Raw genomic sequence first — 25,876 nt, 5'->3', positions numbered from 1 at the left:
TCCTAGGCGACCCAGAGCGACCGGCTGCGGTGCCAGTCCTCGATCGATTGGTCGGGATAGCGGGCGAAGCTTTCGTCGCCGTCGCGGATTTCGGGCTCGACCCAGGGCGCCTTGAAGTCGAGCATCATGTGAAAGCGCGACGGCGGCACCGGCAGGTCGGTGTCGATGGCGGAGGCGAAGGGATGCGTGAGTTCGGGCCAGTCCGGGTGCCAGCCCCAGAGCGCGCTGCCGCATTCGGCGCAGAAGCGGCGGCGCATCCGGCTGGGGGCGCCGTCGACCCGGATGCGGATCTCTTTGGTGCGGTCCTCGCCCCGGATGGCCAGCGTCTCGGTCACGCCCATGATGTTGACCGCGTAGCCGCCCCCGCCCGCGAGCTTGCGGCAGATCCCGCAATAGCAGCGCATGAAGGGATGCGGCGTGTGGCTGGCGATCGTGAAGGCGACCGCGCCGCAGCGGCAGGATCCGGCGAGATCAACCGGCACCGCGCGCCTCGGCATCGAAGGCCGCGTCCACCGGCACCTGCAGCGCGGTGACGAGGCCGTTGGTCTGCATCGCCATGCCGATCACCGCCAGAAGCTCGCCATGCTGCGCGTCGGTCAGGCCCTTGGTCTTCGCCGCCGCCGTGTGGCTGTGCACGCAATAGGAGCAGCCATTGGCAGTGGAGACGGCGACATAGATCATCTCCTTGACCAGCGGGTCGAGCGCGCCCGGGGCCATGACGTCCTTCAACCGGTCCCAGGTGGCGCGCAGCAGCGTCGGGTCATGGGCCAGCGCGCGCCAGAAGTTGTTGACGTAATCCGTGCCGCGGGCGGCGCGGATCTCGTCGAAGACGGCCCGCGCATCCGCGCCGGCCGCCTCGTCGTCGAGAAGGGCGACGGTCGCCATCAGACCATCGCGAAGATGCGCGCCGGCCCGCCCGAGCCGCCGCGATGGGTGGGCGCGCCGACCACGAGCGTCGCGCCGGCGGCGGGCACCTGGTCCAGCCCGGCGATGTTCTCGATCCCGTAGCGGCCGCTGGGCAGCCAGGCGTAATGCGTGGCGAAATCGGCCGAGGGGCCGTGGTCGAGCGACAGCGTGTCGACGGCGATCGAGGTGGCGCCGGTCTCCTCCATCAGCATCTGCGCGGCCTCGATATGGAAGCCGGGGAAATGCATCGCGCCGTCCGCGTCGGCGTTGCGGAACCCGTCGGTGCCGACCTTGGCCGCCCAGCCCGAATGCATCGCGACGCAGGCGCGGTCGGGGATCTCGCCATTTGCGGCGATCCAGGCGCGCAGGTCGTCGGGCGTCACCTGCGCATCCGCGTCCTCGGCGGCGCGGGCGGCGATGTCGATCACCGCGAGCGGGCAGACGAGGTTGCCGACCGGGATCTCGTCCACCGCCTGGCCGTCGGCGGAGAAATGCAGCGGGGCGTCGATATGGGTGCCGGTATGTTCGTTGATCGCGAGGTTGAAGAGGTTGAACCCGCTCTCGGCGAAGCTCGCGCCCTGGTCGATCGCGATGCCCGGCTCGCCGAAATAGGTCGGGAAGTCGGGGCCGTAGACATGGGTCATGTCGACCACGCCGCCATGGCCCGCCGCCATCGCCGGCGTGCCCTTGAGCATCCCGCCGGTCGCGGCCACGGCGCCGGCGGCGGCGCCGGCCCGGAACAGGTCGCGGCGCGACAGCATCCGCTCTTTCACCGACTCCACCACGCAGAGATTACACATCGTCACATCCTCCCTGAATCAACGGTCCAGCTCTCCCATGACCTGGCCGTTGAACCCGTATACCACACGCGCGCCGCCCAGCGGGATCAGGGCCACGTCGCGCGACTGGCCCGGCTCGAAGCGCACGGCGCTGCCGGGCGCGATGTCGAGGCGCATGCCGCGCGCCGCATCGCGGTCGAAATCGAGCGCGGCATTGGCCTCGGCGAAATGGTAGTGGCTGCCGACTTGCACGGGGCGGTCGCCGGTATTGGCGACATGCAGCGTGATCGCGGTGCGGTCGGCGTTCAGGGTTATGTCGCCATCGGCGGGGAACAGCTCTCCGGGGATCATCGGCGCACCTTTCAGCGGATCGGGTCGTGGACGGTGACGAGCTTGGTGCCGTCGGGAAACGTGGCCTCGACCTGCACCTCGGGGATCATTTCGGGCACGCCGTCCATGCATTGCTGGCGGGTGACGACATGGGCGCCGGCCTGCATCATGTCGGCGACCGAGCGGCCGTCGCGCGCGCCCTCGACCACGGCGTCGGTGATCAGCGCGATCGCCTCGGGATGGTTCAGTTTCACGCCGCGCGCCAGCCGCTTGCGCGCGACTTCGGCGGCCATCGCGACCAGCAGCTTGTCCTTTTCGCGGGGGGTCAGGTTCATCTCTCACAGTCTCCAGCAGATGGGCAGCGTGCCGCCGGTCAGGCGGTCGAGCACCGGCAAAAGCGCGCGGCGCAGCGTCCAGCCATCGGGCGCGAGCAGCCGCAGGGCCAGCGTATCCGGCGCGGGACGCGTCGCGCCAGCCGTCGCGGGCAGCAGCGCGCGGATCGCGGCCAGATGCGCCTCGGCGTCGGGGGCGGCGTAGAACAGGCTCGCCATCGCGCCCGCGCCGCGGCCGGTGGCGGCCCGGTCCATCAGCGCGCGCAGGTCGCCCGCTACGTCCCAGCCGTCGCGCCAGAGGGGGGCGCCGTCGCGGGTCACGGCGATGCGGTCGCGGATGGTGACGTCGCGCGGCACCTCGCCCATGGCGGCGCGGCCGAAGATCACCGGCTCGACCATCAGGAGGCGCGCGTCACCTTCGAGCGCGACCGACAGCCGGCGGTCGAGCCGCGCGCCGTCGTAGAGGATCGTCTCCTGCGGCAGCCACAGCAGGCTGGCGCCCGGGGCGGCGGCGAGGCGCGTCTCGACCCGGGCGGTGCCCCCGGCGGCGCGGTAGGCGCGCTCGGCGGCCTGCGTGCTGAGCGAAAGCGCGGCACCCGCGCCGGCCCGCGCGGCGATGCGGATCCGGTCGCCGCCGGTCAGCCCGCCCGCGGTGTTCAGCAGCATCGCGTCGAGCCGCCCGCGGCTGCGCGGGAACAGCGCCTTGAGGCAGCCCGACATGCGCAGGTCGTCCACGACGCTGGCCGGCCCGCGCCGCTTGGCCGAGAGCGTCAGCTCCCCTTCGGCACGGGGGGCGCGGGGCGCGGATGTCGCGGGCGGGCGGCTCGGGGCGTTAATGGCGGATCCTCCTCGCCCGGTTTCAGCACGTTCCCCCGCCCCGCGCCATGACGCGCGGGCCGCGGGCCGTGGCTTTTCGCGCATCGCTGCCCGCGGGGCGGGCAGGTGCCGAAGGATTGGGCAGATCGGCGGCCTTGACCTTCCCGTGACTGGAACCTCTACCTATCTGTGGACCGGAAGATGAAGGTATCCGCCATGTCCCTGACCCTGCAGATCGAAGGCCTGTCCTGCGCCGGCTGCGTCGGCCGCGCGGAGCGTGCGCTGGCCGCCGTGCCGGGCGTGACCGGGGCGTCCGTCAACCTAGCCACCGGGCGCGCGCAGGTCGAGGGCGAGGCCGAGGCCGCGGCGCTGGCCGCCGCGCTCGACGGCGCGGGCTATCCGGCGCGGACGGCCGCGGCCACGCTGCGGGTCGAGGGGATGAACTGCGCCTCCTGCACGGGCCGGGTCGAGGGCGCGCTCGCGGCGCAGCCCGGCGTGCTGGAGGCGGCGGCCAATCTCGCCGCCGGCACCACGCGGGTGCGCTGGATCGCGGGCGCGACCACGCCGCAGGCGCTGGCGCAGGCGGTGACGCGGGCCGGCTACCCAGCGGAGCCGTCCGAGGCTTCCGCACCCGCCGCGCGCGCGGACCGGGCGGAGGAGACGGCGGCGCTGGGCCGCCGGGCGCTGCTGGCGCTGGCGCTGACCCTGCCGGTCTTCGTGATCGAGATGGGCGGCCATTTCATCCCCGGCGTCCATCGCTTCGTCGGCGCCACGCTGGGGCACGGCGCGTCCTGGTGGCTGCAATTCGTGCTGGTGACCGCGGTGCTGGCCGGGCCGGGCCGGGGCTTCTTCGCCAAGGGCATCCCGGCGCTGCTGCGCGGCGCGCCCGAGATGAACAGCCTCGTGGCGCTGGGCACGCTGTCGGCCTGGGGCTACTCGACGCTGGCCCTGCTGGCGCCGGGTCTGTTCCCCGAGGGCACGCGCGCGGTCTATTTCGAGGCGGCGGCGGTGATCTGCACGCTGATCCTGCTGGGCCGCTGGATGGAGGCGCGCGCCAAGGGCCGCGCCGGGGCCGCGATCGCGCGGCTGGCCGGGCTCGCGCCGCGCACAGCGCTGCGGCTGGTCGATGGCCGGCCCGAGGAGGTGCCGCTCGACGCGGTGCAGGCGGGCGACCTGCTGGAGATCCGCCCCGGCGCGCGCATCCCCGTCGACGGCGAGACGGTAGAGGGGCGGTCCCATGTCGACGAGAGCATGGTCACCGGAGAGCCGGTGCCGGTGCTGAAGACCGAAGGCGCGGGGCTGACGGGCGGCACGGTGAACGGGCCCGGCGCGCTGGTGATGCGGGCGACCGCGGTGGGCGAGGGCACGCTGCTCGCGCAGATCATCCGCATGGTCGAGGAGGCGCAGGGCGGCAAGCTGCCGATCCAGGCGCTGGTGGACCGGGTGACGGCGGTCTTCGTGCCGGTCGTGCTGGCGGTGGCGCTGGTCACGGTGGCGGTCTGGGCGTGGCTGGGGCCGAGCCTCGCGCTGGTCGCGGGGGTCTCGGTGCTGATCGTGGCCTGTCCCTGCGCGATGGGGCTGGCGACGCCGGTCTCGATCATGGTGGGCACGGGCCGCGCGGCTGAGCTGGGCGTGCTGTTCCGCCGGGGCGACGCGTTGCAGGCGCTGCAGGGCGCGCGCGTGGTGGCCTTCGACAAGACCGGCACGCTGACGCTGGGCCGGCCGGAATTGACCGCGCTCGACACCGCGCCCGGCGTCGCGCGGGAGGAGGCGCTGCGGCTGGCGGCGGCGGTCGAGGCGCGGTCGGAGCATCCCATCGCCCGCGCCATCCTGCGCGCGGCAGAGGCCGAGGGCGTGGCGGTGCCGCCGGCCGAGCGGTTCGAGACCGTCACCGGCATGGGCGCCCGCGCGATCGTCGACGGGCGCGACGTGATCGTCGGCGCCGACCGGTTCCTGGCCGCCGAGGGGGTCGATCTGGGCCCGGTGGGAGCGGCGGGCGCGCGGATCGCCGAGGCGGGGCGCACGCCGCTCTACCTCGCCGCCGACGGCGTGGCGCTGGCGGCGATCGGGGTGGACGATCCGATCAAGCCCGAGGCGCCCGCCGCGCTGGCGGCCCTGCGAGGCCTGGGGCTGCACACCGTCCTGGTCACCGGCGACAACGCCGCCTCGGCGCGCGCCGTGGCCGACCGGCTGGGGCTGGACGCGGTGGTGGCCGAGGTTCTGCCCGGCGGCAAGGTCGACGCGATCCGCGCGCTGCGCGACGCCCACGGTCCGGTGGCCTTTGTGGGCGACGGCATCAACGACGCGCCCGCGCTGGCCGAGGCGGATGTGGGCCTCGCCATCGGCACCGGCACGGATATCGCCATTGAGGCGGCCGAGGTGGTGCTGATCTCGGGCGATCCGGGCGCCGTGGTCCGCGCGCTGGAGATCAGCCGCGCCACGCTGCGCAACATCCGCCAGAACCTGTTCTGGGCCTTCGCCTACAACGCGGCGCTGATCCCGGTCGCGGCGGGGGTGCTCTATCCCGTGGCGGGGGTTCTGCTGTCGCCGATGCTGGCGGCGGGGGCGATGGCGCTGAGCTCGATCTTCGTGCTGGGCAACGCGCTGCGCCTGCGCCGCGTCGGGGCCGCGCCCGCGATGCGGCCCGCCGCGCCCGGCGCGCCGCGCGCGCAGCCGGCGGAGTGAGCGCGATGAATATCAGCCAGGTCGCCCGCCGCGCGGGCCTGCCCGCCAAGACGATCCGCTATTACGAGGAGATCGGCCTCGTCGCGCCGGCGCGCGCCGCGAACGGCTACCGCGCCTTTTCGGAGCGGGACCTGCACAAGCTGACCTTCCTGTCGCGCGCCCGGGCGCTGGGTTTCCGGGTGGAGGATTGCCGCGCGCTGCTGGGCCTCTGGGAGGACGAGAGCCGCGCCTCGGCCGAGGTGAAGGCGATCGCGCAGGCGCATCTGGACGAGATCGCGCGCAAGATCGCCGATCTGCGGGACATGCAGGCGACGCTGGCCGACCTCGTGTCGCGCTGCGCGGGCGACGACCGGCCCGACTGCCCGATCCTGCGCGCGATGGAGCCGGCGGGGCGGTCGTCGTCGCGTCAGTGAGTCCAAAGGCGCGCGGCCGCCCCTGTCCCGGGGCTCCGCCCGTGATCGCCTCGGTGGCCCCGCCGGGCCTTCAGCCCGGACCGGCGATCACCCACATTTCGAAAAGCCGCAATTGGCGCAGGTGGCGCAGCCTTCGGCCATGTGGACGTCGAAGCTGCCGCAATTGGGGCAGGTGGGGCCGGGCAGGGTGACGGCGGCGGTTGCGGAGTGGTCGCGCGGGTCGGCGGGGTCGATCTTGAGCCCGAGCCCTTCGCCGGCGAGGAAACCGGTCGCAATCATGTGCCGCTCGATCACGCCGCCGATTGCCGCGAGGATCGAGGGCACGTATTTGCCCTGCACCCAGGCGCCGCCGCGCGGGTCGAACACGGCCTTCAGTTCCTCGACGACGAAGCTCACGTCGCCGCCGCGCCGGAACACCGCCGAGATCATCCGCGTCAGCGCGACGGTCCAGGCGAAATGCTCCATGTTCTTGGAGTTCACGAAGATCTCGAAGGGCCGCCGTCGCCCGTCGATCTGGATGTCGTTGATGGTGATGTAGAGCGCGTGCTCGGATTGCGGCCACTTGATCTTGTAGGTCTCGCCGGTCAGCGCGGCGGGCCGGTCGAGCGGGGCGAACATCTGCACGACCTGCGCCTCGGACGCGGCCTCGGGCGGGGGAGCGGACGCGGTTTCCAGCACGCTGCCGGTCACCTCGTTGGGCCGGTAGGTGGTGCAGCCCTTGCAGCCGGTCTCCCACGCCTGGAGATAGACGTCCTTGAAGGCCTCGAAGCCGATCTCGGCGGGCACGTTGATCGTCTTCGAGATCGAGGAATCCACCCATTCCTGCGCCGCCGCCTGCATCGCCACGTGATCGGCGGGCGCGAGATCGGCCACCGAAACGAAGGCCTCGGGCAGGGGGGTCCGCCCGTGCAGGCGGCGCCATTCGGCGACGGCGAAGTCGCGCACCGTCTCCTCGGTGCGGGTGCCGTCGGGCTGCAGCACCTTGCGGGTGTATTCCTGCGCGAAGATCGGCTCGATCCCCGAGGACACGTTGCCCGCCAGCAGGCTGATCGTGCCGGTGGGCGCGATCGAGGTCAGGAGCGCGTTGCGCAGCCCGTGCTCGGCGATGGCCGCGCGCACCTCCGGGTCGAGCCGTTGCACCATCGGGGCGGCCAGAATCGCGTCGCGGTCGTAGAGCGGGAACGACCCCTTCTCGGCGGCGAGCCCGGCGGAGGTGCGATAGGCGGCGTTGGCGATGACGCGCAGCCAGTCGCCGGTCGCGTCCACCGCCTCGGGCGAGCCGTAGCGCAGCCCGCACATCGCCAGCGCGTCGGCGAGGCCGGTCACGCCCAGCCCGATCCGGCGCTTGGCCCGCGCCTCCGCGGCCTGCTGGGGCAGGGGGAAGCGGCTGGCATCGACGACGTTGTCCATCATCCGGATCGCGGTGGCGGTCAGGTCGGCCAGTTTGTTCGTGTCGATCCGCGCGTCACCAGTGAAGGGGTCTTCCACCAGCCGGGCGAGGTTGAGCGAGCCCAGCAGGCAGGCGCCATAGGGCGGCAGGGGCTGCTCGCCGCAAGGATTGGTGGCGGCGATGGTCTCGGCATAGGACAGGTTGTTGGCCGCGTTGATGCGGTCGATGAAGATCACGCCGGGCTCGGCGTAGTCGTAGGTGGCGCGCATGATCGCGTCCCAGAGCGCGCGGGCCCGGACGGTGCGATAGGTGCGCCCGCCGAAGACGAGCGGCCATTCGCCGTCGCCGGCGACCGCGTCCATGAATGGGTCGGTCACCAGGACCGAGAGATTGAACATGCGCAGCCGGGCGGGGTCGGCCTTGGCGGCGACGAATTCCTCGATATCGGGGTGGTCGCAGCGCAGCGTCGCCATCATCGCCCCGCGGCGCGAGCCCGCCGACATGATCGTGCGGCACATCGCGTCCCAGACATCCATGAAGCTGAGCGGGCCCGAGGCGTCGGCGGCCACGCCCTCGACCTGCGCGCCCTTCGGCCGGATCGTCGAGAAGTCGTAGCCGATGCCACCGCCCTGCTGCAGCGTCAGCGCCGCCTCGCGGAGCGCGCCGAAGATGCCGGACATCGAATCCTCGATTGTGCCCATGACGAAGCAGTTGAACAGCGTGACCGCCCGGTCCGTGCCGGCCCCCGCGACGATCCGCCCCGCCGGCAGGAAGCGGAACCCGTCCAGCGCCTCGCGGAAGCGGGGTTGCCACGCGGCGGGATCGGCCTCGGGGGCCGCCAGGGCCTTGGCCACGCGGTCCCATGTGGCCGCCATGTCGGCATCCATCGGCGTGCCGTCGGCCGATTTCAGGCGGTATTTCATGTCCCAGATCTGCTCGGCGATGGGGGCGGCGAAGGCGGACATGGGCGGGGCTTCTTCCTAGGGATGGTTGCGGCGGGACGCCGGATGGCTAGATATATACCCTGCGCGGAACGGAGTCATCATGGCGGTCAACCTGATCAAGCTGAGCGTCGGCACCGAGTCGATCGAGGGGCTCAAGCGGTGGCAATCCTCGGCCGCCGCCAAGGGGCCCTGCGGTCATCCGCGCCACGTCACCCGGATGTGGCCCAAGCGCGAGGCCGAGGTGCTGGAGGGCGGCTCGATCTACTGGGTGATCAAGGGCGTCGTGATGTGCCGCCAGCGCGTGCTGCGGCTGGAGGAGGTGCGGCGCGCCGATGGCATCCCGCGCTGCGGGATCGTGCTGTCGCCCGAGCTGGTCCCCGTCACGCCGATGCCGAAGCGGCCCTTCCAGGGCTGGCGCTATCTTGCGGCCGCGGACGCGCCCGCCGATATCGACCCGTCCCGCGCAGCGGAACAGGCCCTGCCGCCCGCGCTGAGCGTCGCGCTCGCCGAGATCGGGGTACTGTAGCGAAATCGCGTTTCGCCGGGCCGCGGCGCTGCCGCGTCGGTGCGACGCGATTCATGGCAGCAAGATCCGGACGACTTTGAGGCGGCGCGGAGCGGAAGCCGCATCGTCGGGCCATGGGGCGGCCCGGCGATGCGCGGCATCGCCCCTGCGGCCGATACTGTTTCGCGCACGCGAAGGTCAGGTGCATATCGCCCGTCCCGCCTCGCCCCGCGTCGCTTTTCCGCCGCCGCCGGTCGTGCGCGATTGCCACGCGCGACCCGGCGCGTGTCATCCCCAAGGCCAGGACGACCGGAGGGACGGCGATGAAGACGCATGTGAGGGCATTGGTCGTGGGCGGCGGGGCGGTCGGGACCGGCATCGCCTATCACCTCGCCCGCGCCGGCTGGGACACGATGCTGCTGGAGCGCGACGAGCTCACCAGCGGCTCCACCTGGCACGCGGCGGGGCTGCTCCCGCTCTTCAACATGAGCTACGCCACCAGCCATATCCACGCTTACTCGGTCGAGTTCTACAAGGGGCTGGAGGCGGAGACCGGGCTCAATCCGGGCTTCAGCGTCGTGGGCAACCTGCGCATGGCGCAGACCGACGACCGGATGGACGAATACGCGCTCTATGCCGCGACGGCCGAGACGGTGGGCATCCCGCATGAGTGGCTGACCCCCGCCCAGATCAAGGAGCGGTACCCGCTGGTGCGGACCGAGGATCTGAAGGGCGCGATCCTCCATCCCACCGATGGCTACATCAACCCCGCCGACGTCACGATGGCCATGGCCAAGGGCGCGCGCCAGCACGGCGCCGTGATCGAGCGCCGCTGGCAGGTGGACGGCTACGAATGGACGGGCTCGGACTGGCGGGTCAGCGTGACGAAGATGGCCGAAAAGGGCGGCAACCTCGTCCCCACCGAGGAGACGGCGATCATCACCGCCGAGCATGTCGTCACCGCGACCGGCAACCACGCGCCGCGCACCGCGAAGCTCCTCGGCATCAAGCACCCGGCGGTGGTGGTCGAGCACCAGTATATCGTGACCGAGCCCGACCCCGCGCTGGTCGAATGGCGAAAGGCCGGCAACCCGCAGCACCCCGTCCTGCGCGACGCCGACGCCAAGTGGTACGTCCGCGAGGAGCGCGGCGGCTGGATCCTGGGGCCTTACGAGCAGAAGGCGCCCGCGCGCTTTCCCTACGGCGTGCCCGACAGCTTCCGCGCCGATCTCTTCCCGCTCGACCTGGAGCGGATCGAGGAGGAGTACATGTCCTTCATCCACCGCATCCCCAGCTCCGAGACCTGCGGTCTGAAGGACGATTTCAACGGGCCGATCTGCTACACGCCCGACGGCAACCCGCTGGTCGGGCCCGCGCCGGGGCTGCGCAACATGTGGCTGGCGGAGGGGTTCAGCTTCGGGATCACGGCCGCCGGCGGCACGGGCCATTACCTCGCGCAGATGATGACGGAAGGCGAGGCCGAGATCGACATGGCCTCGCTCGATCCCAAGCGCTTCGGCGACTGGGTGACGACCGAATACGCGATGCGCAAGAACGAGGAGGCCTACGACCACGTCTACGTCCTCCACCATCCCGACGAGGAGCGGCCCGCCGCGCGCCCGCTCAAGACCGCGCCCTGCTACGACCGGATGAAGGATCGCGGCGCGCAGTTCGGCTGCGTGAACGGGTGGGAGCGGCCCAATTACTTCAAGCCCGGCGCCGAGGCGGATTTCGACCTGACCTCGCGCAGCTTCCGGCGCGGCAAGTGGTGGCAGCACGCGGTCGAGGAGGCGACGGCCCTGCGCGAAACCGCGGGCCTGATCGACGCCACGGCCTTCACCAAGCACATGCTGCGCGGCCCGGGGGCGGCGGCCTTCCTCGACTGGTTCACCACCAACAAATTGCCCAAGGTGGGCCGCATCAACCTGACCTATGCCCTGACCGAAGTCGGCACGACGCGCACCGAGTACACCATCGTCCGGCTGGCCGAGGACACGTTCTACCTCGTCTCCGCGGGCGCGTGGCAGGCCTATGACAGCGATTTCATCGCCAAGGCCGTCAACGACAAGGTGGCCGAGTTCGGGCCGATGTACCTGTCCGACGTCACCGGCCAGACTGGCGTCTTCGCGCTGGCCGGGCCGAACAGCCGCGCGATCCTCTCCGAGGTCGTCCGCGACGCGGAGCCGGAGACGGTGCTGTCGAACAAGCGCTTTCCGTGGCTGTCGCAACGCCGGATCGAGCTGCTCATGTGCCCCGTGAACGCGATCCGCGTGGCCTATACCGGCGAGCTGGGGTGGGAGCTGCACCACCCGATGGAGATGCAGAACTACCTCTTCGACCGGCTGATGGAGGCGGGCGAGGCGCATGGCCTGCGCCTCGTCGGCGCGCGCGCGCAGAATTGGCTCCGGCAGGAAAAGAGCTACCGCGCCTTCGGGACCGAGCTGGGCCGCGACGCGACCCCGCTCGAGGCCGGGCTCGACCGCTTCGTCGACCTGTCCAAGGAGTTCCACGGCAAAGCCGCGATGGAGAAGACGGGCATCCGCTCGAAATGCGTGACGCTTCTGGTGGACGGCCCGGACGACGCCGATCCCTGGGGGCGCGAGGCGCTCTACACGGCGGACGGTACGCGCATCGGGCGGCTGACTTCGGGCGGCTATTCGGTGGCCTTCGGCAAGTCCATCGGCATGGGCTATGTCCGCCCCGACCTCGCCGCACCGGGCACCCGGCTGAAGGTCCGGATGCAGCGCGCGCTGTGGGATGCCGAGGTGACCGAGGACAGCCCCTACGATCCCGCAAACGCGCGCATCCGCGCGGATGGCTAGGGCGATCCGGGCGGCGCTGCTCCTGGCGGCGCTGGCCCTGTTCGCGGCGCTCCTGATCCCACGCGGCGCGCGCGAGGTGACGATCCTGGGCGACGGCGCGCCGGCCGTGCGGGCGGCCTATGGCGCGGGGCCGGTCCCCGGGGGTCTGGTCACGGAGGTGCAGGTCGCGCTGCTGCGCCGCCCCGAGAACATCCGCCACCTGCCCGAGGCCGGAACGCTCTGCCGCGGGGATTGCGCGGCGGCACTGACCGCGGTGGTCGAGCCGCGCATCGGCGGCTGGCGCAAGCTGGTGGTGGTGCAGCTCGATGCGTTCGAGGGTGCGGATGCTTTGGACCGGGGCGAGGGCCTGCCCGCAGCGCTGGCGGACTGCCTGGCCCGCGCGGTCGCCGCCGAGGCCGGCGCGATCCGGGCCGCGGCGCTCGATTGCGTGCCCGCGCGGGCGGCGATCTGGCGGCTGCCCTTCGGACTCTAGCCCCGCGGGACGGCCAGCCGCGGCAGGGGGCCCAGCGGCAGCGGGCCGTAGAAGGCCATGCCGTCGCGCAGCTCCAACCGGGCGGCGATGCGACCGTCGCGCGCCATGCCGCCCAGCCCGGCGGCGATCAGCGGCTGGCGGTCGCGCGGGATGAGCCCGCCCTCGACGGCGAGCTTGAGCAGCACCTCCCAGCCGGCGAGCTCCAGCATCAGCGCGCCGCGCGGCAGGCCGTCCGCGCCGATGGCGATATCGCCCGCCAGGTCGGCCTCGACCGGGCCCCAGCGCAGCGCCGCCGCGCGCAGCTCCAGCGCCTCGATCCGCGGCTCGGCCCCGGCCTCGAGCGGCCGATCCAGCCGCGCGGTGGCGTCCACGGAAACCAGCCGGATCGCCTCGGGCAAGGTGCCGGCGGGGTCGACCAGGGACAGAAGGAATCGGTCCGGCCGCAGCGCGCCGAGGCGCAGCGACAGATCGTAGGCCGCGGGCCCGCCCGCCTGGCGGGTCGAGAGCTGCCCGTTGCCCAGTGCGATCCCGCCGTCGCGGCCCGAGACCGTGACCTCGGAGGCGACGAGCGTCGCGCGCCGCAGCGTGGGCGTCCGCGAGGCGGTCAGGACCGCCGAGGCGCGCAAATCCTCGTTCGTCACCTCCACCGGGCCGGCCGGCGTGGCGACCGTCAGCGAGGGTGGGGCGACGGCGATCACGTGATTGGGCCGGTAGCTGAGCGCGAAGACCTGCAGGAACGGCGCGGCGAGGCCCCACCCGTCGGGGCCCAGCGCATCGACATCGGTGACCGTGGTGTCGAAGCGGTTCGGAAAGCCCGCGACCGACAGGTCGTCATAGGCGATCCGCCAGCCCCCGGTCCGCGCGGCCTCGATCGCCGACAGCGCGCCGCGTTCGACGGCGGTCGCGCCGACGAACCACCAGCCGCCCCATAGCGCCCCGGCCACGCAGGCCAGCACCGTCAGCCATTTCACCATCCGCAGGTCCTTTGCGCCGCTTGCGCCTTTCGTCTATCCCCCGCCGCGGCAGGGCGAAAGGACGACAGATGACCACATCCCCCGACCTCTGGGTCTTCGGCTACGGATCGCTGGTCTGGAATCCCGGCATCGCGGTGGCCGAGACGCGCATGGCGCGGCTGCGCGACTACCGCCGCCGGTTCTGCATGTGGTCGATCCACCATCGCGGGTCGGAGGAGGAGCCGGGCCTCGTGCTGGCGCTGGAGCCGCATGCGGGCGGCCTTTGCGAAGGCCTCGCCATCCGCGCCGCCGACCCCGAGGCGGCGCTCGCGGAACTGCGCGAGCGCGAGCTGGTCTCGGCCGCCTATCACGAGCGCCGCGTCACGCTCGACAGCGACCGCGGCCCGATCGACGCGCTGGCCTATGTGATCGACCCGGCGCATGGCCAATACGCCCGCGACCTGACGCTGGACGACCAGGCCCATGTCATCGCCCATGCCATTGGCGGGCGCGGCCCCAATCACGAATACCTGTCGAAGACGGCGCAGGGGCTGCACGCGCTGGGGATCGGCGATCCGGATCTCGACTGGCTGGAGGCCCGCGTGGCCGAGCTGCGCGCCCCCCGCCGGGGCGCCTGACCCCGCGATGCTTGTCGCGCGGGGATGCGCCGCGTAACGTCCCCGCAAAACCAAGACCGGCCGGAACGCGGCCGCCGCGAACGGGACAGGCATGGCCACCAAGCTCACCGACGAGACGCATTTCTCGCAGCCCATCCGGCAGATCGTGCAGATGCTGGTGGTGCTGGGCCTGGTCGCCGCGGGCACCTTCCTGGCCTATCCGCAGGTCGCGCCGATCTTCAGCGCGAACCCCTGGCTCAACGGCACCATCATCCTGGTCTTCGTGCTGGGCGTGATCGCCTGTTTCGCGCAGGTTTTCGCGCTGTTCTCCTCGGTCTCGTGGATCGAGGGCTTCGCCGAGCGCCGCCTGGGCCACGACATGACGCGCCCGCCGGGCCTTCTGGCGCCGCTGGCGGCGCTGCTGCGCTCGCGCTCGGCCCGGTCGCAGATCTCGGCCTCCTCCTCGCGCTCGATCCTCGACTCGGTCGGCGCGCGGATGGAGGAGGCGCGCGACATCACGCGCTACATCGTCAACACGCTGATCTTCCTGGGACTTCTCGGCACGTTCTGGGGGCTCGCCACGACGGTGCCGGCGGTCGTCGACACGATCCGCAACCTCAATCCCGACAGCGGCGAGCGCGGCGTGGCGGTGTTCGGGCGGCTGATCGGCGGGCTGGAGGATCAGCTCGCGGGGATGGGCACGGCCTTCGCCTCGTCGCTTCTGGGTCTTGCCGGCTCGCTGGTGGTGGGCCTTCTGGAGCTGTTCGCGGGGCACGGGCAGAACCGCTTCTACCGCGAGATGGAGGATTGGCTTAGCTCGATCACGCGGGTCGGGCTGGTGGGCGACTCGGGCGAGGAGACGATCGACCAGTATTCGCTCGCCGCCGTGCTCGATCACATGAATTACCAGATGGAGAGCCTGCAGGAGATGTTCCAGAAGGCCGAGGCCGGGCGGCTGGCGGCGGATGCGCGTCTGGCGACCCTCGCCGAGGCGGTGACCGGCATGGCCGGGCGGATGGATGGCGGCGGGCGCACCTCGGAGGCGCTGGACCGCGTGGCCGAGGGGCAGGGGCAGATCGTCGAGGTGCTGCGCAGCACCGCCGGGGCCGAGGGCGGCGGGCTGGATGCCGAAAGCCGGATGCGCCTGCGCTCGATCGACGTCCAGCTCCTGAAGCTTTTCGAGGAGATGCAGCAGGGCCGCGAGGCCTCGGTCGACGATCTGCGCGGCGATCTGAACGCGCTGACCCGCAGCCTGCGGCAACTTAACCGCCAGCTTTCCGCGAAGGCCACGGCGCCCGAAGGGGACGGCTGACATGGCGCTGGCCCGCCGTTCGGGACAGCGTTTCACGGCGAATGTCTGGCCGGGCTTCGTCGACGCGATGACGGCGCTGCTGCTGGTGCTGATGTTTGTCCTGTCGATCTTCATGCTGGTGCAGTTCGTGCTGTCCGAGACCATCGGCGAGCAGGACACGCGCCTCGACGAGCTGGGCGCGCAGGTCGCGTCGCTGGCCGAGGCGCTGGGGCTGGAGAACCAGCGCGCCGCCGCGCTGGAGGACGAGGTGGCCGCCCTCGACGCGGAGCGCGACAGCCAGGCCCGGCTGATCGCCACGCTGAACGCGCAGCGCGACGCGCTGACCGCCCGGGTCGCGACCTTCGAGGAGCAGGTGGCGAGCCTGATCGCCGATCGCGACCGGATGGCCGGCGCGCTGGAGACGACCGAGGGCGAGCTGGCCCGCGCGATCGACGAGGGCGAGGCGCTGCAACTGGCGCTGGCTTCCGCCCGCGCGGAGATCGACGCCGAAGCGGAGGCCGCCCGGCTTGCCGCCGCGCAGCGCGACGCGGTGGAGGCGATGCTGGCCGAGATGCGCGCCGCCGCCGAGAGCCGCGAGGCCACGCTGGCCCAGACGCTCGTCGCGCTGGAGGATCGGGAGGCCGAGACGGCGGCGCTGGCCGCCCGGGCCGGAGATCTCGAGGCGAATCTGGACGCGGCGGAGGCGGCGCGATTGGCCGAGCTCGCCGCCGCCGAGGCGCTGCGCGAGCGGTTGGCCGAGGTCGAGGCGACCCTGTCGGCGGAGGAGACCGCGCGGCTGACCGAGGCGGCGGCGGCCGAAGCGTTGCGCGCGCGGCTGGAGAATGCCGATGCCGAACTGACCGCAATGACGCTGGCGCTGGAGGAGCAGCGCCGCGAGGCGGAGGAGACGCTGACCCTGCTCGCCGCGACGCAAGCCGCGCGGGAGGGGCTAAACGACCGGCTGGCGCAGGCGCTGGCCGATCTGACCGCCTCCGAGCAACGGGCGCTGAGCGCCGAGGATCGGTTGGCCGCCGCCGAAGCCGCACGCGCGGCCGCGACGCTGACCGAGGCCGAGCTGCGCGACCGCCTGGCCGCCGCCCTGGCGGCGCAGACGGCGTCGGGCGAGGCCACCGATGCCGCGCTGTCGGAGGCCGAGCGGCTGGACGCGCTGCTGGCGCAGGCGCGCATCGAACTGGCCGATGTCGATGCCGACCGGCTGGCCGCGCAGCGCGAGGCGGCGGCGCTGAACCAGCAGATCCTCGAGTTGCGCGCGCAGCTGGGCAGCCTGCAGGGCCTTCTGGAAGCGGCGGAGGCGCGGGACGCGGAGACGCGGGTGCAGCTCGACAGCCTGGGCAACCGGCTGAACGCCGCGCTGGCGCAGGTCGCCGCCGAACAGCGCGCCCGCGCCGACCTGGAGGAGGCCGAGCGACGGCGGCTGGAGGAGGAGGCCCGCCAACTGCAGCGCTACCGCTCGGAATTCTTCGGCCGGCTGCGCGACGTGCTGGGCGACCGCGAGGGGATCGAGATCGCGGGCGACCGCTTCGTCTTCTCCTCCGAGGTGCTGTTCGACGCGGGCGAGGTCGCCCTGCAGGCCGGCGGCCGCCAGCAGATCGCCGAGGTGGCGGAGGTCATCCTCGACGTGGCCGACGAGATCCCGGAGGATATCGACTGGGTGCTGCGGGTGGACGGACATACCGACGACGTGCCCCTGCGCGGCAATGGCCGCTACGCCGACAATTGGGAGCTGAGCCAGGGCCGTGCCCTGTCGGTCGTGCGCTACATGACCGACGTTCTGGGCGTGCCGCCCGAGCGGCTGGCCGCGACCGGCTTTGGCGAGTTCCGCCCCGTCGATCCGCGCCCCACGCCCGAGGCCCGCGCCCGCAACCGCCGCATCGAGCTGAAGCTGACCGAGCGCTAGGCCGGGCGCCGCGGTCTCAGCGGCAATAGCTGCCCGAGCGGTAGCGCGCGGTATCGAGGTGGATATGGTCCTGGTGGAAGCGGTCGCTTTCGGGGCCGACCACGGTACCGAAGGGTCCGCAAGCGGCGCGGTGCAGCGCGCGCAGGATGCGGCCCCGCTCGCCACCGCCCCAATCGCGCAGGACCGAGAGCTCCGAGCCGTCGGCCAGCCCGATCGCCGCGATGTCGATGGCGCGCCCCTTGGCGTGTTCGCTGACCTTCGCGCCGCGCTGGCTGTTCCGCGACCGGCAGGCATAGCCCGCCGCGACGCGCAGCCGGGTAGCGCCGCCGCCGGTCGCGCCGACCTCGGGGATCACCGCCTTGCGCACCCAGTCGTCCAGCGCCTGCGCGGTCCGGCAATCCATCCGCGCGGGCGTGCTGAGCGTGAGCCCCGCCACCTGCCGCACGCGCACCGCCTCGGGGATGCCGCAGGCGCCGGGGCCGGGAACCGGCTCGATCCGCTCGCCCCGCAGGCTGCCACGGCCGCAGAGCCCGCCGCCGCGCGAGGCGCGGGGGTTGGCGGACATGGCGCGCACCACTTCAGTGTCGCGCAGCAGGGGACGACCGGTCTTCCGCACGAGTCCGCCCGCATCGATCCGCGGCAGCGGATCGCGCAGCGCCAGCGCCACGGCGCGCGCCTCGGCGGCGGCCGGGCTGGGGCGGCGGATGGGCTGGGCCGAGCGCGCGGGCGCCTGGATCTCGGGCGCGACGGCGATCGCCCCCCGGCTGGAGAGGACGACGACCGCGGCGTCGGACCGCGGCACCGGGCGCGGCTCGGCGGCCGCGGCGGGCGCGGCCAGCAGCACCGCGAGGAGGGCGGCGCGGATCACTCCGTCACCGGCCCCGGCGCGCGGCCGAAATTGGGGGCGTCGGTGTCCTGCCCGGCCTCGATGATCCCGCGGCGGATTGCGCGGGTGCGGGTGAAATAGTCGTGCAGCATGTCGCCGTCCCCGGTGCGGATCGCGCGTTGCAGGGCGAAGAGCTCCTCGGTGAAGCGGCCCAGGATCTCGAGCGTGGCGTCCTTGTTCGAGAGGAACACGTCGCGCCACATCACCGGGTCGCTGGCCGCGATGCGCGTGAAGTCGCGGAAGCCCGCGGCCGAATATTTGATGACCTCGCTGTCGGTCACCCGGCGCAGGTCGTCGGCCACGCCGACCATCGTGTAGGCGATCAGGTGCGGCGCGTGGCTGGTCACCGCCAGCACGAGGTCGTGGTGGTCGGGCTCCATTTGATCGACATTCGAGCCCATCGCCCGCCAGAGCCGGGCCAGCCGGTCGACCGCCTCCGCCGCGGCTCCGTCAGGGGTCAGCAGGCACCAGCGGTTGTCGAAAAGCGTGGGAAAGCCCGACTCGGGGCCGGAATGCTCGGTCCCGGCCACCGGGTGGGCGGGGACGAAATGCACGCCCGCGGGCAGATGCGGGCCCACCGCCGCGATCACCGCGCGCTTGACCGACCCCACGTCGCTGACCGTCGCGCCGGGGGCGAGATGCGGGGCGATCTCGCGGGCGACGGCCGCCATCGCGCCGACCGGCACGCAGAGCACGACCAGATCGGCGCCGGCCACCGCCTCGGCGGCGGTCTCGGTCACCCGGTCGCACAGGCCCAGCCCCACCGCCATCTCGCGCGTGCGGGCGGTGCGCGCGGTGCCGACCACCTCGCCCGCCAGCCCGTCGCGCTTCATCCGCAGGCCCATCGAGCCCGCGATCAGGCCCAGCCCGATCAGCGCGACGCGCTGGTAGATCACGCCTGCGCCCATGCGGCCACACCCTCCAGCACGCGGTCCACGCCCGCCGCGTCGCCCACGGTGATCCGAAGACAGTCGGGCAGGCCGTAGCCCGCCACGTGGCGCACGATCACGCCGCGCGCCCTCAGTGCCGCATCGCAGGCGACCGCCGCCTCGGCATCGGCGAACCGCGCCAGCACGAAATTCGCAGCCGAACTGTCGCAGGCCAGCCCGAGCGCGCGCAGGCCGCGGGTCAGGCGATCGCGCTGGATGCGGTTGTCCTCGAGGCAGCGGGCGACGAAGGCGCGGTCGCGCATCGCGGCCTCGGCAGCGGCGAGCGCCACGTTCGACAGGTTGAAGGGGCCGCGGATCCGGTTGAGCACGTCGATCACCGGCTGCGGGCCGTAGCCCCAGCCGACGCGCAAGCCGCCCAGCCCGTACATCTTGGAGAAGGTGCGCGTGCAGAACACGTTCTCGCGCGCGCCGGCCAGCCCGAGGCCCCCGTCGTAATCCTCGGCGAATTCGGCGTAGGCGCCGTCGAGAACCAGAAGGCAGCCATCGGGCAGCCCGTCGGCCAGCCGCACGATGTCCTGCCCGCCGATCAGCGTGCCGGTCGGGTTCGCGGGGTTGGCGATGAAGCACAGCTTCGTGCGGTCGCCCGCCCGCTGCAGCAGGGCGTCGACATCGACATGGCGGTCCCGCTCGGGCGCGGCGACGGGGGTGGCCCCGGCGGCGCGGGCGCTGATCGGGTACATCAGGAAGCCGTGGGTGGTGTGCAGCACCTCGTCGCCCGGCCCCGCATAGGCCTGGCAGAGCCAGTGCAGCACCTCGTCCGAGCCCACCCCGCAGATGATGCGGTCGGGGTCGAGATCGTGGACCTCGGCGATGGCGGCGCGCAGGCCGGCATGGTCGGTCGGTGGGTAGAGATGCATCGCCGCGGCGGCCTCGCGGGCGGCGGCCTGCGCGCTTTCGGGCGCGCCGTGGGGGTTTTCGTTGGAGGACAGCTTGAGCACGTCCTCCACGCCCTCCACCTTCGAGGCGCCGCCTTGGTAGAGCGCGATCTCCATGATCCCCGGCTGGGGTGCGGGCGCGGATTGCATCGGTCGTCTCCGGTTTGCGGTCCGCGCCGTTCTAAGGGGAGCGGGGCGCGGGGGGCAATGGCGTCCATGGGCGATGGGCGGATGCGCCGCGCGGTCGCGCGCCGGCGGGGCCGCGGGCCTAGAGAAAGCTCTGCGGGTCGATATCCACGCTCAGCCGGCTCGACCGCGGCACCTCGACCGAGCCCACCCATTCGGCCAGCGCGGGCTGGATCGGGGCTTGCCGGGGCGCCTTGACCAGCAGGCGGACGCGGTGGCGGCCGCGGATGCGGGCGATGGGGGCGGGGGCCGGGCCGAAGACCTCGGCGCCGATCAGCGCCAGCGCGTCGGTGCGCCGCGCCAGCGCCTCGCCCAGCGCGAAGGCCGTGCGCGCGTCCGGGTCCGAAATCACGATCCCGGCCATCCGGCCGTAGGGCGGCACGCCGGCGGCGCGGCGCTGCGCGGCCTCCTCGGCCCAGAACGCCTCCTCGTCGCCCGACAGGATCGCGCGGATCACCGGATGCTCGGGCTGGTAGGTCTGAAGGAGCGCCACGCCCGGCTTCTCGGCCCGTCCCGCGCGGCCCGACACCTGGCGCATCAGCTGAAAGGTCCGTTCGGCGGCGCGCAGGTCGGAGCCCTGCAGGCCCAGGTCGGCATCGATCACGCCCACCAGCGTGAGCTGCGGGAAATTGTGGCCCTTGGCGACCAGCTGGGTTCCGACGACGATATCGGCGCCGCCCGCGGCGATCTCCTCGACGCGGGCCTTCAGCGCGCGGGCCGAGCCGAAGAGGTCCGAGGACAGGACCGCAACGCGGGCCTCGGGGAAGAGCGCCGTCACCTCCTCGGCCATGCGTTCCACGCCCGGACCGACGGCGGCCATCTTGCCCTCGACCTTGCAGGCGGGGCAGGCCACGGGCATCGGCGCCGTCTCGCCGCATTGGTGGCACATCAGCCGTTTCTGGAAGCGGTGCTCGACCATCCGGGCATCGCATTGGTGGCAGGCGACCTGCTGGCCGCAGGCGCGGCAGAGCGTCACCGGCGCGTAGCCGCGGCGGTTGAGGAAGACGAGCGACTGCTCGCCCTTCGCCAGCCGGTCTTCCATTGCGCCGCGCAGCGTGGGCGAGATCCAGCGCCCGCCGGGCAGTTCGGCGTCGCGCATGTCGACGGCGCGCAGCTCGGGCATCGTGGCGGTGCCGAAGCGCGAGGTCAGGTCGAGCCGGGCATATTTGCCCATCTCGACATTGGCCCAGCTTTCCAGGGACGGCGTGGCCGAGGCCAAGACGACCTGTGCGCCCTCGCAGGCGGCGCGCAGCACGGCCATGTCGCGCGCGGAGTAGAGGACGCCGTCCTCCTGCTTGTAGGAAGTGTCGTGCTCCTCGTCGACGATCACGAGCCCGAGATCGCGGAACGGCAGGAACAGCGCGGAGCGCGCGCCCACGACTAGCCGGGCTTGGCCCGATGCGAGCTTCTTCCAGGCGCGGCGGCGCTCGGCCTGGGTGACGCCGGAATGCCATTCCGCCGGTCTTGCGCCGAAGCGGGCCTCGACGCGGGTCAGGAACTCCGCCGTCAGCGCGATCTCGGGCAGGAGGACCAAGGCCTGCCGGCCGTGGGCCAGGCATTCGGCGACGGCCTCCAGGTAGACCTCGGTCTTGCCCGATCCGGTGACGCCCTTCAGCAGCGTCGTGCCGTAGCCGCCGCCCGCCACGGCGGCGCGCAGGATATCGGCGGCCTGCGCCTGGTCGGGGGCGAGCGGCTTGCCGGGGCGCGCGGGATCGAGCGCGGGGAAGTCGCCGTCGCGCGCCTCGGTCACGCGGCGCACCGCGCCCGAGGGCAGGAGCCCCTTGACCACGCCCGCCGAGACGCCGGTGAGCTCGGCCAGTTCCGAGGCGCCGAAGAGATCGTCCGGCCGCTCCTCCAGCACGGCCATGACCTTGCCGCGCGCCTCGGTGGCGCGGTCCGGCTCGCCCGTGCCCAGCCCGTAGAGGACGCGCTTGCCCGGGGCCTCGCCCAGCCCGGGCGTGCGCAGCGCGAGGCGCAGCATCGCGGCCAGCGGCGTCAGCGTGTAGGCGGCCGCGCGCTCGAGGAAGTCGCGCATCGCGGCGCCCATCGGCGGCACGTCCAGCACGCGGGCCACGCCGCGCAGCTTCTCGACCGGCCAGTCGCCCGCCGCCGTGCCCCAGACCACGCCGGCCACCAGCCGCGGGCCCAGCGGCACCTCGACGAAGGCGCCGTCGGCCACGCCGCCCGCGGGCGCGCGGTAGTCGAGCGCGCGGTCCAGCGGCTGCGTGGTCAGCACCGCGATCGGCGTGCCTTCGGGATGGAAGCGGTCCATGCGCCCCATATCGGCGCTGGGCCGCGGGGATGCCAGAGCCCGCGTCAGGCGCGCCGCGTCAACGCCGTGGCGAGCCCCATCGCGACCAGCGCCGCGCCGCCCGCGCGGGTGATCCGGCGCAGCACCGACGGCCGCCGCATCCCCGCGCGCATCCGGTCGGCCAGCAGCGCGTAGAGCCCCGCGTTCACCGTCGCGAGGCCCACGAAGCTGGCGGTCAGGATCGCGAATTGCGGCCCGAGCGCCGCGCCCGGATCTACGAATTGCGGCACGAAGGCGATGAAGAAGACGATGCTCTTGGGGTTGAGTGCGGTCACCAATGCGGCATGGCGGAAGACGGCGCGGGCCGGGACCGGCGCGGCCTGCGTCTCGGTCCAGCGCGCCGATCCGGCGGCCCGCCAGAGCCCGATCCCCATCCAGACCAGATAGGCCGCGCCGATCCATTTCAGCACGGTGAAGAGCGTGGCCGATGCCAGCACCAGCGCGCCGAGCCCGGCGAGCGATAGGCTCATCGCGAGCAGGTCGCCCGTGCCCACGCCCAGCGCCGAGGCCAGCGCGACGCGGCGTCCCTGGCTCAGCGCATAGGACAGGACCAACAGGACGGTCGGCCCCGGAATGGCCAGCAGGGCAGCGGAGGCGGCCATGAAGGCGGCCCATGTGGTCAGGTCCATGATGGCCTCCGGCCGGGGATTGCGCTATCAGCCGCAGCAAACGCCATCACTGGGGAGGACGCTATGAAATTCTTCGTCGACACCGCCGATATCGACGCCATCCGCGAGCTCAACGAATTGGGCATGGTGGACGGCGTCACCACCAACCCTTCGCTGATCATGAAGGCTGGGCGCGACATCAAGGAGGTCACCGCCGAGATCGCCGCGATGGTCGACGGCCCGGTCTCGGCCGAGGTGGTCGCCACCGAGCACGACCAGATGCTGAAGGAAGGCCGCCATCTCGCGAAGATCGCGCCCAATATCTGCGTCAAGGTCCCGCTGACCTGGGACGGGCTGAAGACCTGCAAGGTGCTGTCCGACGAGGGTACGCAGGTGAACGTGACCCTGTGCTTCAGCGCCAACCAGGCGCTCCTGGCGGCCAAGGCGGGCGCGACCTTCATCTCGCCCTTCATCGGCCGGCTGGACGACATCAATGTCGACGGCATGGACCTGATCCGCGACATCCGCGAGATCTACGACAATTTCGACTTCAAGACCCAGATCCTGGCGGCCTCGATCCGCAGCGCGAACCACATGAAGGAGGCCGCGCTGATCGGGGCCGACGTGGCGACCGCGCCGCCCAATGTCATCCAGGGCATGGTCAAGCACCCGCTGACCGATGCCGGGTTGACCGCCTTCCTCAAGGATTGGGAGAAGACCGGCCAGAAGATCCTCTGAAGGTCACACCTCGCAGCGAATTGCCAGGGGCGGCGCGGGTTTTGTCTCGCGCCGCCCCTTCGTCATGCTAGGGCGGGGGCAATCGGCAGCAGACCGGAGACAGAGGCAGATGAGCGAGCAGACCGCCCCGGCGGCCGCGCAGGATTGGCGCGACCGCGTTTTGACCGACCCCGACATGATCCTCGACGATCGCGACGTGATGCGCGCGCTGATCGCCGCGAACGAGCGCCAGATGGGCCAGAACATCGTCGACCTGCGCGGCATCGCGATGGACCGGCTGGAGGCGCGGCTGGACCGGCTGGAGGACACGCATCGCTCGGTCATCGCCGCCGCCTACGAGAACCTCGCCGGCACGAACCAGATCCACCGCTGCGTGCTGCGGCTTCTGGACTGCGCCGCGCTTCCCGAGCTGCTGGACCTGATGGCCGAGGACCTGGCCGACATCCTGCGCGTCGACCGCATCCGGCTGGTGCTGGAAAGCGCCGCGCCGGGCGAGGCGCCGCACGAGAGCGTGGCCCCGGTCGCTGCGGGGTTCTGCCACGACTACGTCACGCAGGGCCGGAACCTGCCCGCGCGGCAGGTCACGCTGCGCCAATGCGACGCCGCCTCGGCGGCGGTGTTCGGCGAGGCTGCGGATTTCATCCGCTCCGAGGCGCTGCTCCGGCTGGAGATGGGCGACGGCCGGATGCCGGGGCTCCTGGTCCTCGGCGCCGAGGACCCGCACCAGTTCCGCGCCAACCAGGGCACCGAGCTTCTGACCTTCTTCACCGGCGTGTTCGAGCGGGTCCTGCGCCGGCACCTGGGCTGAGCCGCGCCGTGTCGGTCGCGCTGAGCCCCGGCCTGCGCGACGCGCTGCAGGCGTGGCGCGACCACCTGCGCGCGCTCGACGGCGCGGCAGAGGCCACGGTGACGGCCTATGGCGCGGACGTGGCGGCGATCCTGTCGTTCCTGGCCGCCCATCGCGGCGGGCCGATGGGCCTCGGGCAGATCGGGCAGCTGGGGGCCGGGGACCTGCGCGCCTGGATGGCCGCCGAGCGGATGCGCGGCACCGCCGCCCGCTCGGTCGCGCGGCGGCTGTCCGCCCTCAAGAGCTTCACCCGCTGGCTGTCGGAGCGCGAGGGCTTCGACCCCACCGCGATCCTGTCGGCCCGCGCGCCCCGGTTCCGCAAGCCGCTGCCGCGCCCCCTGCCGCAGGATGCCGCGCGCGAGCTGATCGACACGGTCGGGCTACAACATGCCGAGCCGTGGATCGCCGCCCGCGACGTCGCGGTGGTGACGATCCTCTACGGCTGCGGGCTGCGCATTTCCGAAGGATTGGGCCTGACTGGCGCCGACGCGCCGCTGGCCCAGGTGCTGCGCATCCGCGGCAAGGGCGGCAAGGAGCGCCTGGTCCCGGTCCTGCCCGCGGCGCGGGCCGCGGTCGAACGCTACCGCGCGATCTGTCCGCACGACCTGTCGCGAGATGCGCCGCTGTTTCGCGGGGCGCGGGGCGGGCCGCTCTCGCCGCGCATCGTCTCAGGCGTGATGGCGCGGGCGCGGATGCAGCTGGGCCTGCCCTCGACGGCCACGCCCCACGCGCTGCGCCACAGCTTCGCGACCCACCTGCTGGAGGCGGGGGGCGACCTGCGCGCGATCCAGGAATTGCTGGGCCATGCCTCGCTCTCGACGACTCAGGCCTATACGGCGGTCGACGCGGTCCACCTCATGGAGACCTACGCCCGGGCCCATCCGCACGGGCGCTAAGGGCCGCGCCCGCGACCCGGCGTCTGGCGGGAGGTCGCGCGCACGGGTCTTTCGGCGGGTCAGCCCTTCAGCGCCGCCGTCACGATGATCTCGACCCGGAACTCCGGCCGGGCCAGCCGGGCTTCGCCGCAGGCGCGGGCGGGGGCGTGGCCCTCGGGCACCCAGGCGTCCCAGACGGCGTTCATCTCCTCGAAATCGTCCATGTCAGCCAGCCAGATCACCGCCTGCAGGATATGCTCGCGCGAGGAACCCGCCTGGGTCAGCAGACGGTCGATCCGGGCCAGCATGTCGGTCGTCTGGTCCGTCACCGAGGCACCCTCGCCCACCTGGCCGGCCAGGTAGACCGTCTGGCCGTGGATGTTGATCTGGCTCATCCGGCTTGTGGTCAGCTTGCGTTCGATCATGG

The 25,876-nt window shown here is 72.5% G+C and carries 25 protein-coding genes; 11 read left to right on the top strand and 14 right to left on the bottom strand.

Going from position 1 to position 25,876, the window contains the following annotated elements; translation table 11 throughout:
- Positions 1-2 precede the first annotated feature (2 nt).
- Genes P8627_RS06860 through P8627_RS06835 form a run of 6 tightly spaced genes read right to left on the bottom strand, consistent with a single transcriptional unit; the run spans position 3 to position 3,082 of the window.
- Positions 3-482, bottom strand: a complete 480-nt coding sequence (locus tag P8627_RS06860) for a GFA family protein (RefSeq protein WP_279966987.1) — start codon at positions 480-482, stop codon at positions 3-5.
- Entirely contained in the window at positions 472-885 is a 414-nt protein-coding gene (locus P8627_RS06855; protein ID WP_279966986.1) for a carboxymuconolactone decarboxylase family protein, read from the bottom strand. Before P8627_RS06855 ends, P8627_RS06860 begins: the two co-directional genes overlap by 11 nt.
- A complete protein-coding gene (locus tag P8627_RS06850) occupies positions 885-1,706 on the bottom strand; it encodes a cyclase family protein (protein WP_279966984.1) in 822 nt (273 codons plus the stop codon). The genes P8627_RS06855 and P8627_RS06850 overlap by 1 nt, the downstream gene beginning before the upstream one ends.
- Positions 1,707-1,724: 18 nt before the next feature.
- Complete coding sequence (locus P8627_RS06845; RefSeq protein WP_279966982.1) at positions 1,725-2,036, bottom strand: urease subunit beta; 312 nt, start codon at positions 2,034-2,036, stop codon at positions 1,725-1,727.
- 11 nt (positions 2,037-2,047) lie between these two features.
- Entirely contained in the window at positions 2,048-2,350 is a 303-nt protein-coding gene (locus P8627_RS06840) for an urease subunit gamma (RefSeq protein ID WP_279966980.1), read from the bottom strand.
- 3 nt (positions 2,351-2,353) lie between these two features.
- The gene (locus P8627_RS06835; protein WP_279966978.1) at positions 2,354-3,082 is read right to left on the bottom strand and encodes an urease accessory protein UreD; all 729 of its coding nucleotides are present in this window, start codon (positions 3,080-3,082) and stop codon (positions 2,354-2,356) included.
- Between the two features lie 297 nt (positions 3,083-3,379).
- Here P8627_RS06835 and P8627_RS06830 point away from each other — a divergent pair, with 297 nt between their 5' ends.
- Complete coding sequence (locus P8627_RS06830) at positions 3,380-5,848, top strand: heavy metal translocating P-type ATPase (RefSeq protein ID WP_279966976.1); 2,469 nt, start codon at positions 3,380-3,382, stop codon at positions 5,846-5,848.
- 5 nt (positions 5,849-5,853) lie between these two features.
- Positions 5,854-6,261: a Cu(I)-responsive transcriptional regulator gene (cueR, locus tag P8627_RS06825; RefSeq protein WP_279966974.1), complete on the top strand. Its 408-nt coding sequence runs from the start codon at positions 5,854-5,856 to the stop codon at positions 6,259-6,261.
- A gap of 87 nt (positions 6,262-6,348) precedes the next feature.
- Here cueR and P8627_RS06820 read toward each other — a convergent pair whose 3' ends face one another.
- The gene (locus P8627_RS06820) at positions 6,349-8,616 is read right to left on the bottom strand and encodes an adenosylcobalamin-dependent ribonucleoside-diphosphate reductase (protein ID WP_279966972.1); all 2,268 of its coding nucleotides are present in this window, start codon (positions 8,614-8,616) and stop codon (positions 6,349-6,351) included.
- 79 nt (positions 8,617-8,695) lie between these two features.
- Between P8627_RS06820 and P8627_RS06815 the strand changes: the two genes are divergently transcribed.
- From P8627_RS06815 to P8627_RS06805, 3 genes are all read left to right on the top strand, one after another.
- On the top strand, positions 8,696-9,121 hold the full coding sequence (locus tag P8627_RS06815; RefSeq protein ID WP_279966970.1) for a DUF1489 family protein: 426 nt from the start codon (positions 8,696-8,698) through the stop codon (positions 9,119-9,121).
- A 302-nt stretch (positions 9,122-9,423) separates the two neighbouring features.
- On the top strand, positions 9,424-11,922 hold the full coding sequence (locus P8627_RS06810; RefSeq protein WP_279966968.1) for a GcvT family protein: 2,499 nt from the start codon (positions 9,424-9,426) through the stop codon (positions 11,920-11,922).
- Positions 11,915-12,394 carry a hypothetical protein gene (locus P8627_RS06805; protein ID WP_279966966.1) on the top strand — a complete coding sequence of 160 codons (480 nt, stop codon included), beginning with the start codon at positions 11,915-11,917 and terminating at the stop codon, positions 12,392-12,394. Before P8627_RS06810 ends, P8627_RS06805 begins: the two co-directional genes overlap by 8 nt.
- On the opposite strand, the gene P8627_RS06800 is transcribed toward P8627_RS06805, so the two are convergent.
- Positions 12,391-13,368, bottom strand: coding sequence for a DUF2125 domain-containing protein (locus P8627_RS06800; RefSeq protein WP_279966965.1), 978 nt, complete (start codon positions 13,366-13,368; stop codon positions 12,391-12,393). The genes P8627_RS06805 and P8627_RS06800 overlap by 4 nt on opposite strands.
- Positions 13,369-13,436: 68 nt before the next feature.
- Here P8627_RS06800 and P8627_RS06795 point away from each other — a divergent pair, with 68 nt between their 5' ends.
- The 3 genes from P8627_RS06795 to P8627_RS06785 all read left to right on the top strand — a co-directional run bounded on the left by P8627_RS06795 (position 13,437) and on the right by P8627_RS06785 (position 17,173).
- Positions 13,437-13,985 carry a gamma-glutamylcyclotransferase gene (locus P8627_RS06795; RefSeq protein WP_279966963.1) on the top strand — a complete coding sequence of 183 codons (549 nt, stop codon included), beginning with the start codon at positions 13,437-13,439 and terminating at the stop codon, positions 13,983-13,985.
- Positions 13,986-14,076: 91 nt separating this feature from the next.
- Positions 14,077-15,276 carry a biopolymer transporter ExbB gene (locus tag P8627_RS06790; protein WP_279966961.1) on the top strand — a complete coding sequence of 400 codons (1,200 nt, stop codon included), beginning with the start codon at positions 14,077-14,079 and terminating at the stop codon, positions 15,274-15,276.
- A 1-nt stretch (position 15,277) separates the two neighbouring features.
- Entirely contained in the window at positions 15,278-17,173 is a 1,896-nt protein-coding gene (locus tag P8627_RS06785; RefSeq protein ID WP_279966959.1) for a peptidoglycan -binding protein, read from the top strand.
- Positions 17,174-17,189: 16 nt separating this feature from the next.
- Here the strand turns inward: P8627_RS06785 and P8627_RS06780 are convergent, their stop codons facing one another.
- From P8627_RS06780 to P8627_RS06760, 5 genes are all read right to left on the bottom strand, one after another.
- Positions 17,190-18,041 carry an extensin-like domain-containing protein gene (locus P8627_RS06780; protein ID WP_279966958.1) on the bottom strand — a complete coding sequence of 284 codons (852 nt, stop codon included), beginning with the start codon at positions 18,039-18,041 and terminating at the stop codon, positions 17,190-17,192.
- Positions 18,038-18,967, bottom strand: a complete 930-nt coding sequence (locus P8627_RS06775) for a prephenate/arogenate dehydrogenase family protein (RefSeq protein ID WP_279966957.1) — start codon at positions 18,965-18,967, stop codon at positions 18,038-18,040. The genes P8627_RS06780 and P8627_RS06775 overlap by 4 nt, the downstream gene beginning before the upstream one ends.
- Entirely contained in the window at positions 18,952-20,034 is a 1,083-nt protein-coding gene (gene hisC, locus P8627_RS06770; RefSeq protein ID WP_279966955.1) for a histidinol-phosphate transaminase, read from the bottom strand. The genes P8627_RS06775 and hisC overlap by 16 nt, the downstream gene beginning before the upstream one ends.
- A gap of 118 nt (positions 20,035-20,152) precedes the next feature.
- Complete coding sequence (locus P8627_RS06765; protein WP_279966954.1) at positions 20,153-22,342, bottom strand: primosomal protein N'; 2,190 nt, start codon at positions 22,340-22,342, stop codon at positions 20,153-20,155.
- A 44-nt stretch (positions 22,343-22,386) separates the two neighbouring features.
- Positions 22,387-23,010, bottom strand: a complete 624-nt coding sequence (locus P8627_RS06760; protein WP_279966953.1) for a LysE family translocator — start codon at positions 23,008-23,010, stop codon at positions 22,387-22,389.
- 63 nt (positions 23,011-23,073) lie between these two features.
- On the opposite strand from P8627_RS06760, the gene fsa reads away from it, so the two are divergent.
- From fsa to P8627_RS06745, 3 genes are all read left to right on the top strand, one after another.
- The gene (gene fsa / locus P8627_RS06755; RefSeq protein WP_279966951.1) at positions 23,074-23,727 is read left to right on the top strand and encodes a fructose-6-phosphate aldolase; all 654 of its coding nucleotides are present in this window, start codon (positions 23,074-23,076) and stop codon (positions 23,725-23,727) included.
- A gap of 109 nt (positions 23,728-23,836) precedes the next feature.
- Positions 23,837-24,535: a DUF484 family protein gene (locus P8627_RS06750; protein WP_279966949.1), complete on the top strand. Its 699-nt coding sequence runs from the start codon at positions 23,837-23,839 to the stop codon at positions 24,533-24,535.
- An 8-nt stretch (positions 24,536-24,543) separates the two neighbouring features.
- Positions 24,544-25,470: a tyrosine recombinase XerC gene (locus P8627_RS06745; protein ID WP_279966947.1), complete on the top strand. Its 927-nt coding sequence runs from the start codon at positions 24,544-24,546 to the stop codon at positions 25,468-25,470.
- A gap of 59 nt (positions 25,471-25,529) precedes the next feature.
- On the opposite strand, the gene P8627_RS06740 is transcribed toward P8627_RS06745, so the two are convergent.
- Entirely contained in the window at positions 25,530-25,874 is a 345-nt protein-coding gene (locus P8627_RS06740; RefSeq protein ID WP_279966945.1) for a RidA family protein, read from the bottom strand.
- Between the last annotated feature and the right edge of the window lie 2 nt (positions 25,875-25,876).

The sequence above is a fragment of the Jannaschia sp. GRR-S6-38 genome (assembly GCF_029853695.1).
Taxonomy (GTDB): domain Bacteria; phylum Pseudomonadota; class Alphaproteobacteria; order Rhodobacterales; family Rhodobacteraceae; genus Jannaschia; species Jannaschia ovalis.
This window is presented reverse-complemented; position numbering and strand designations above follow the sequence as displayed.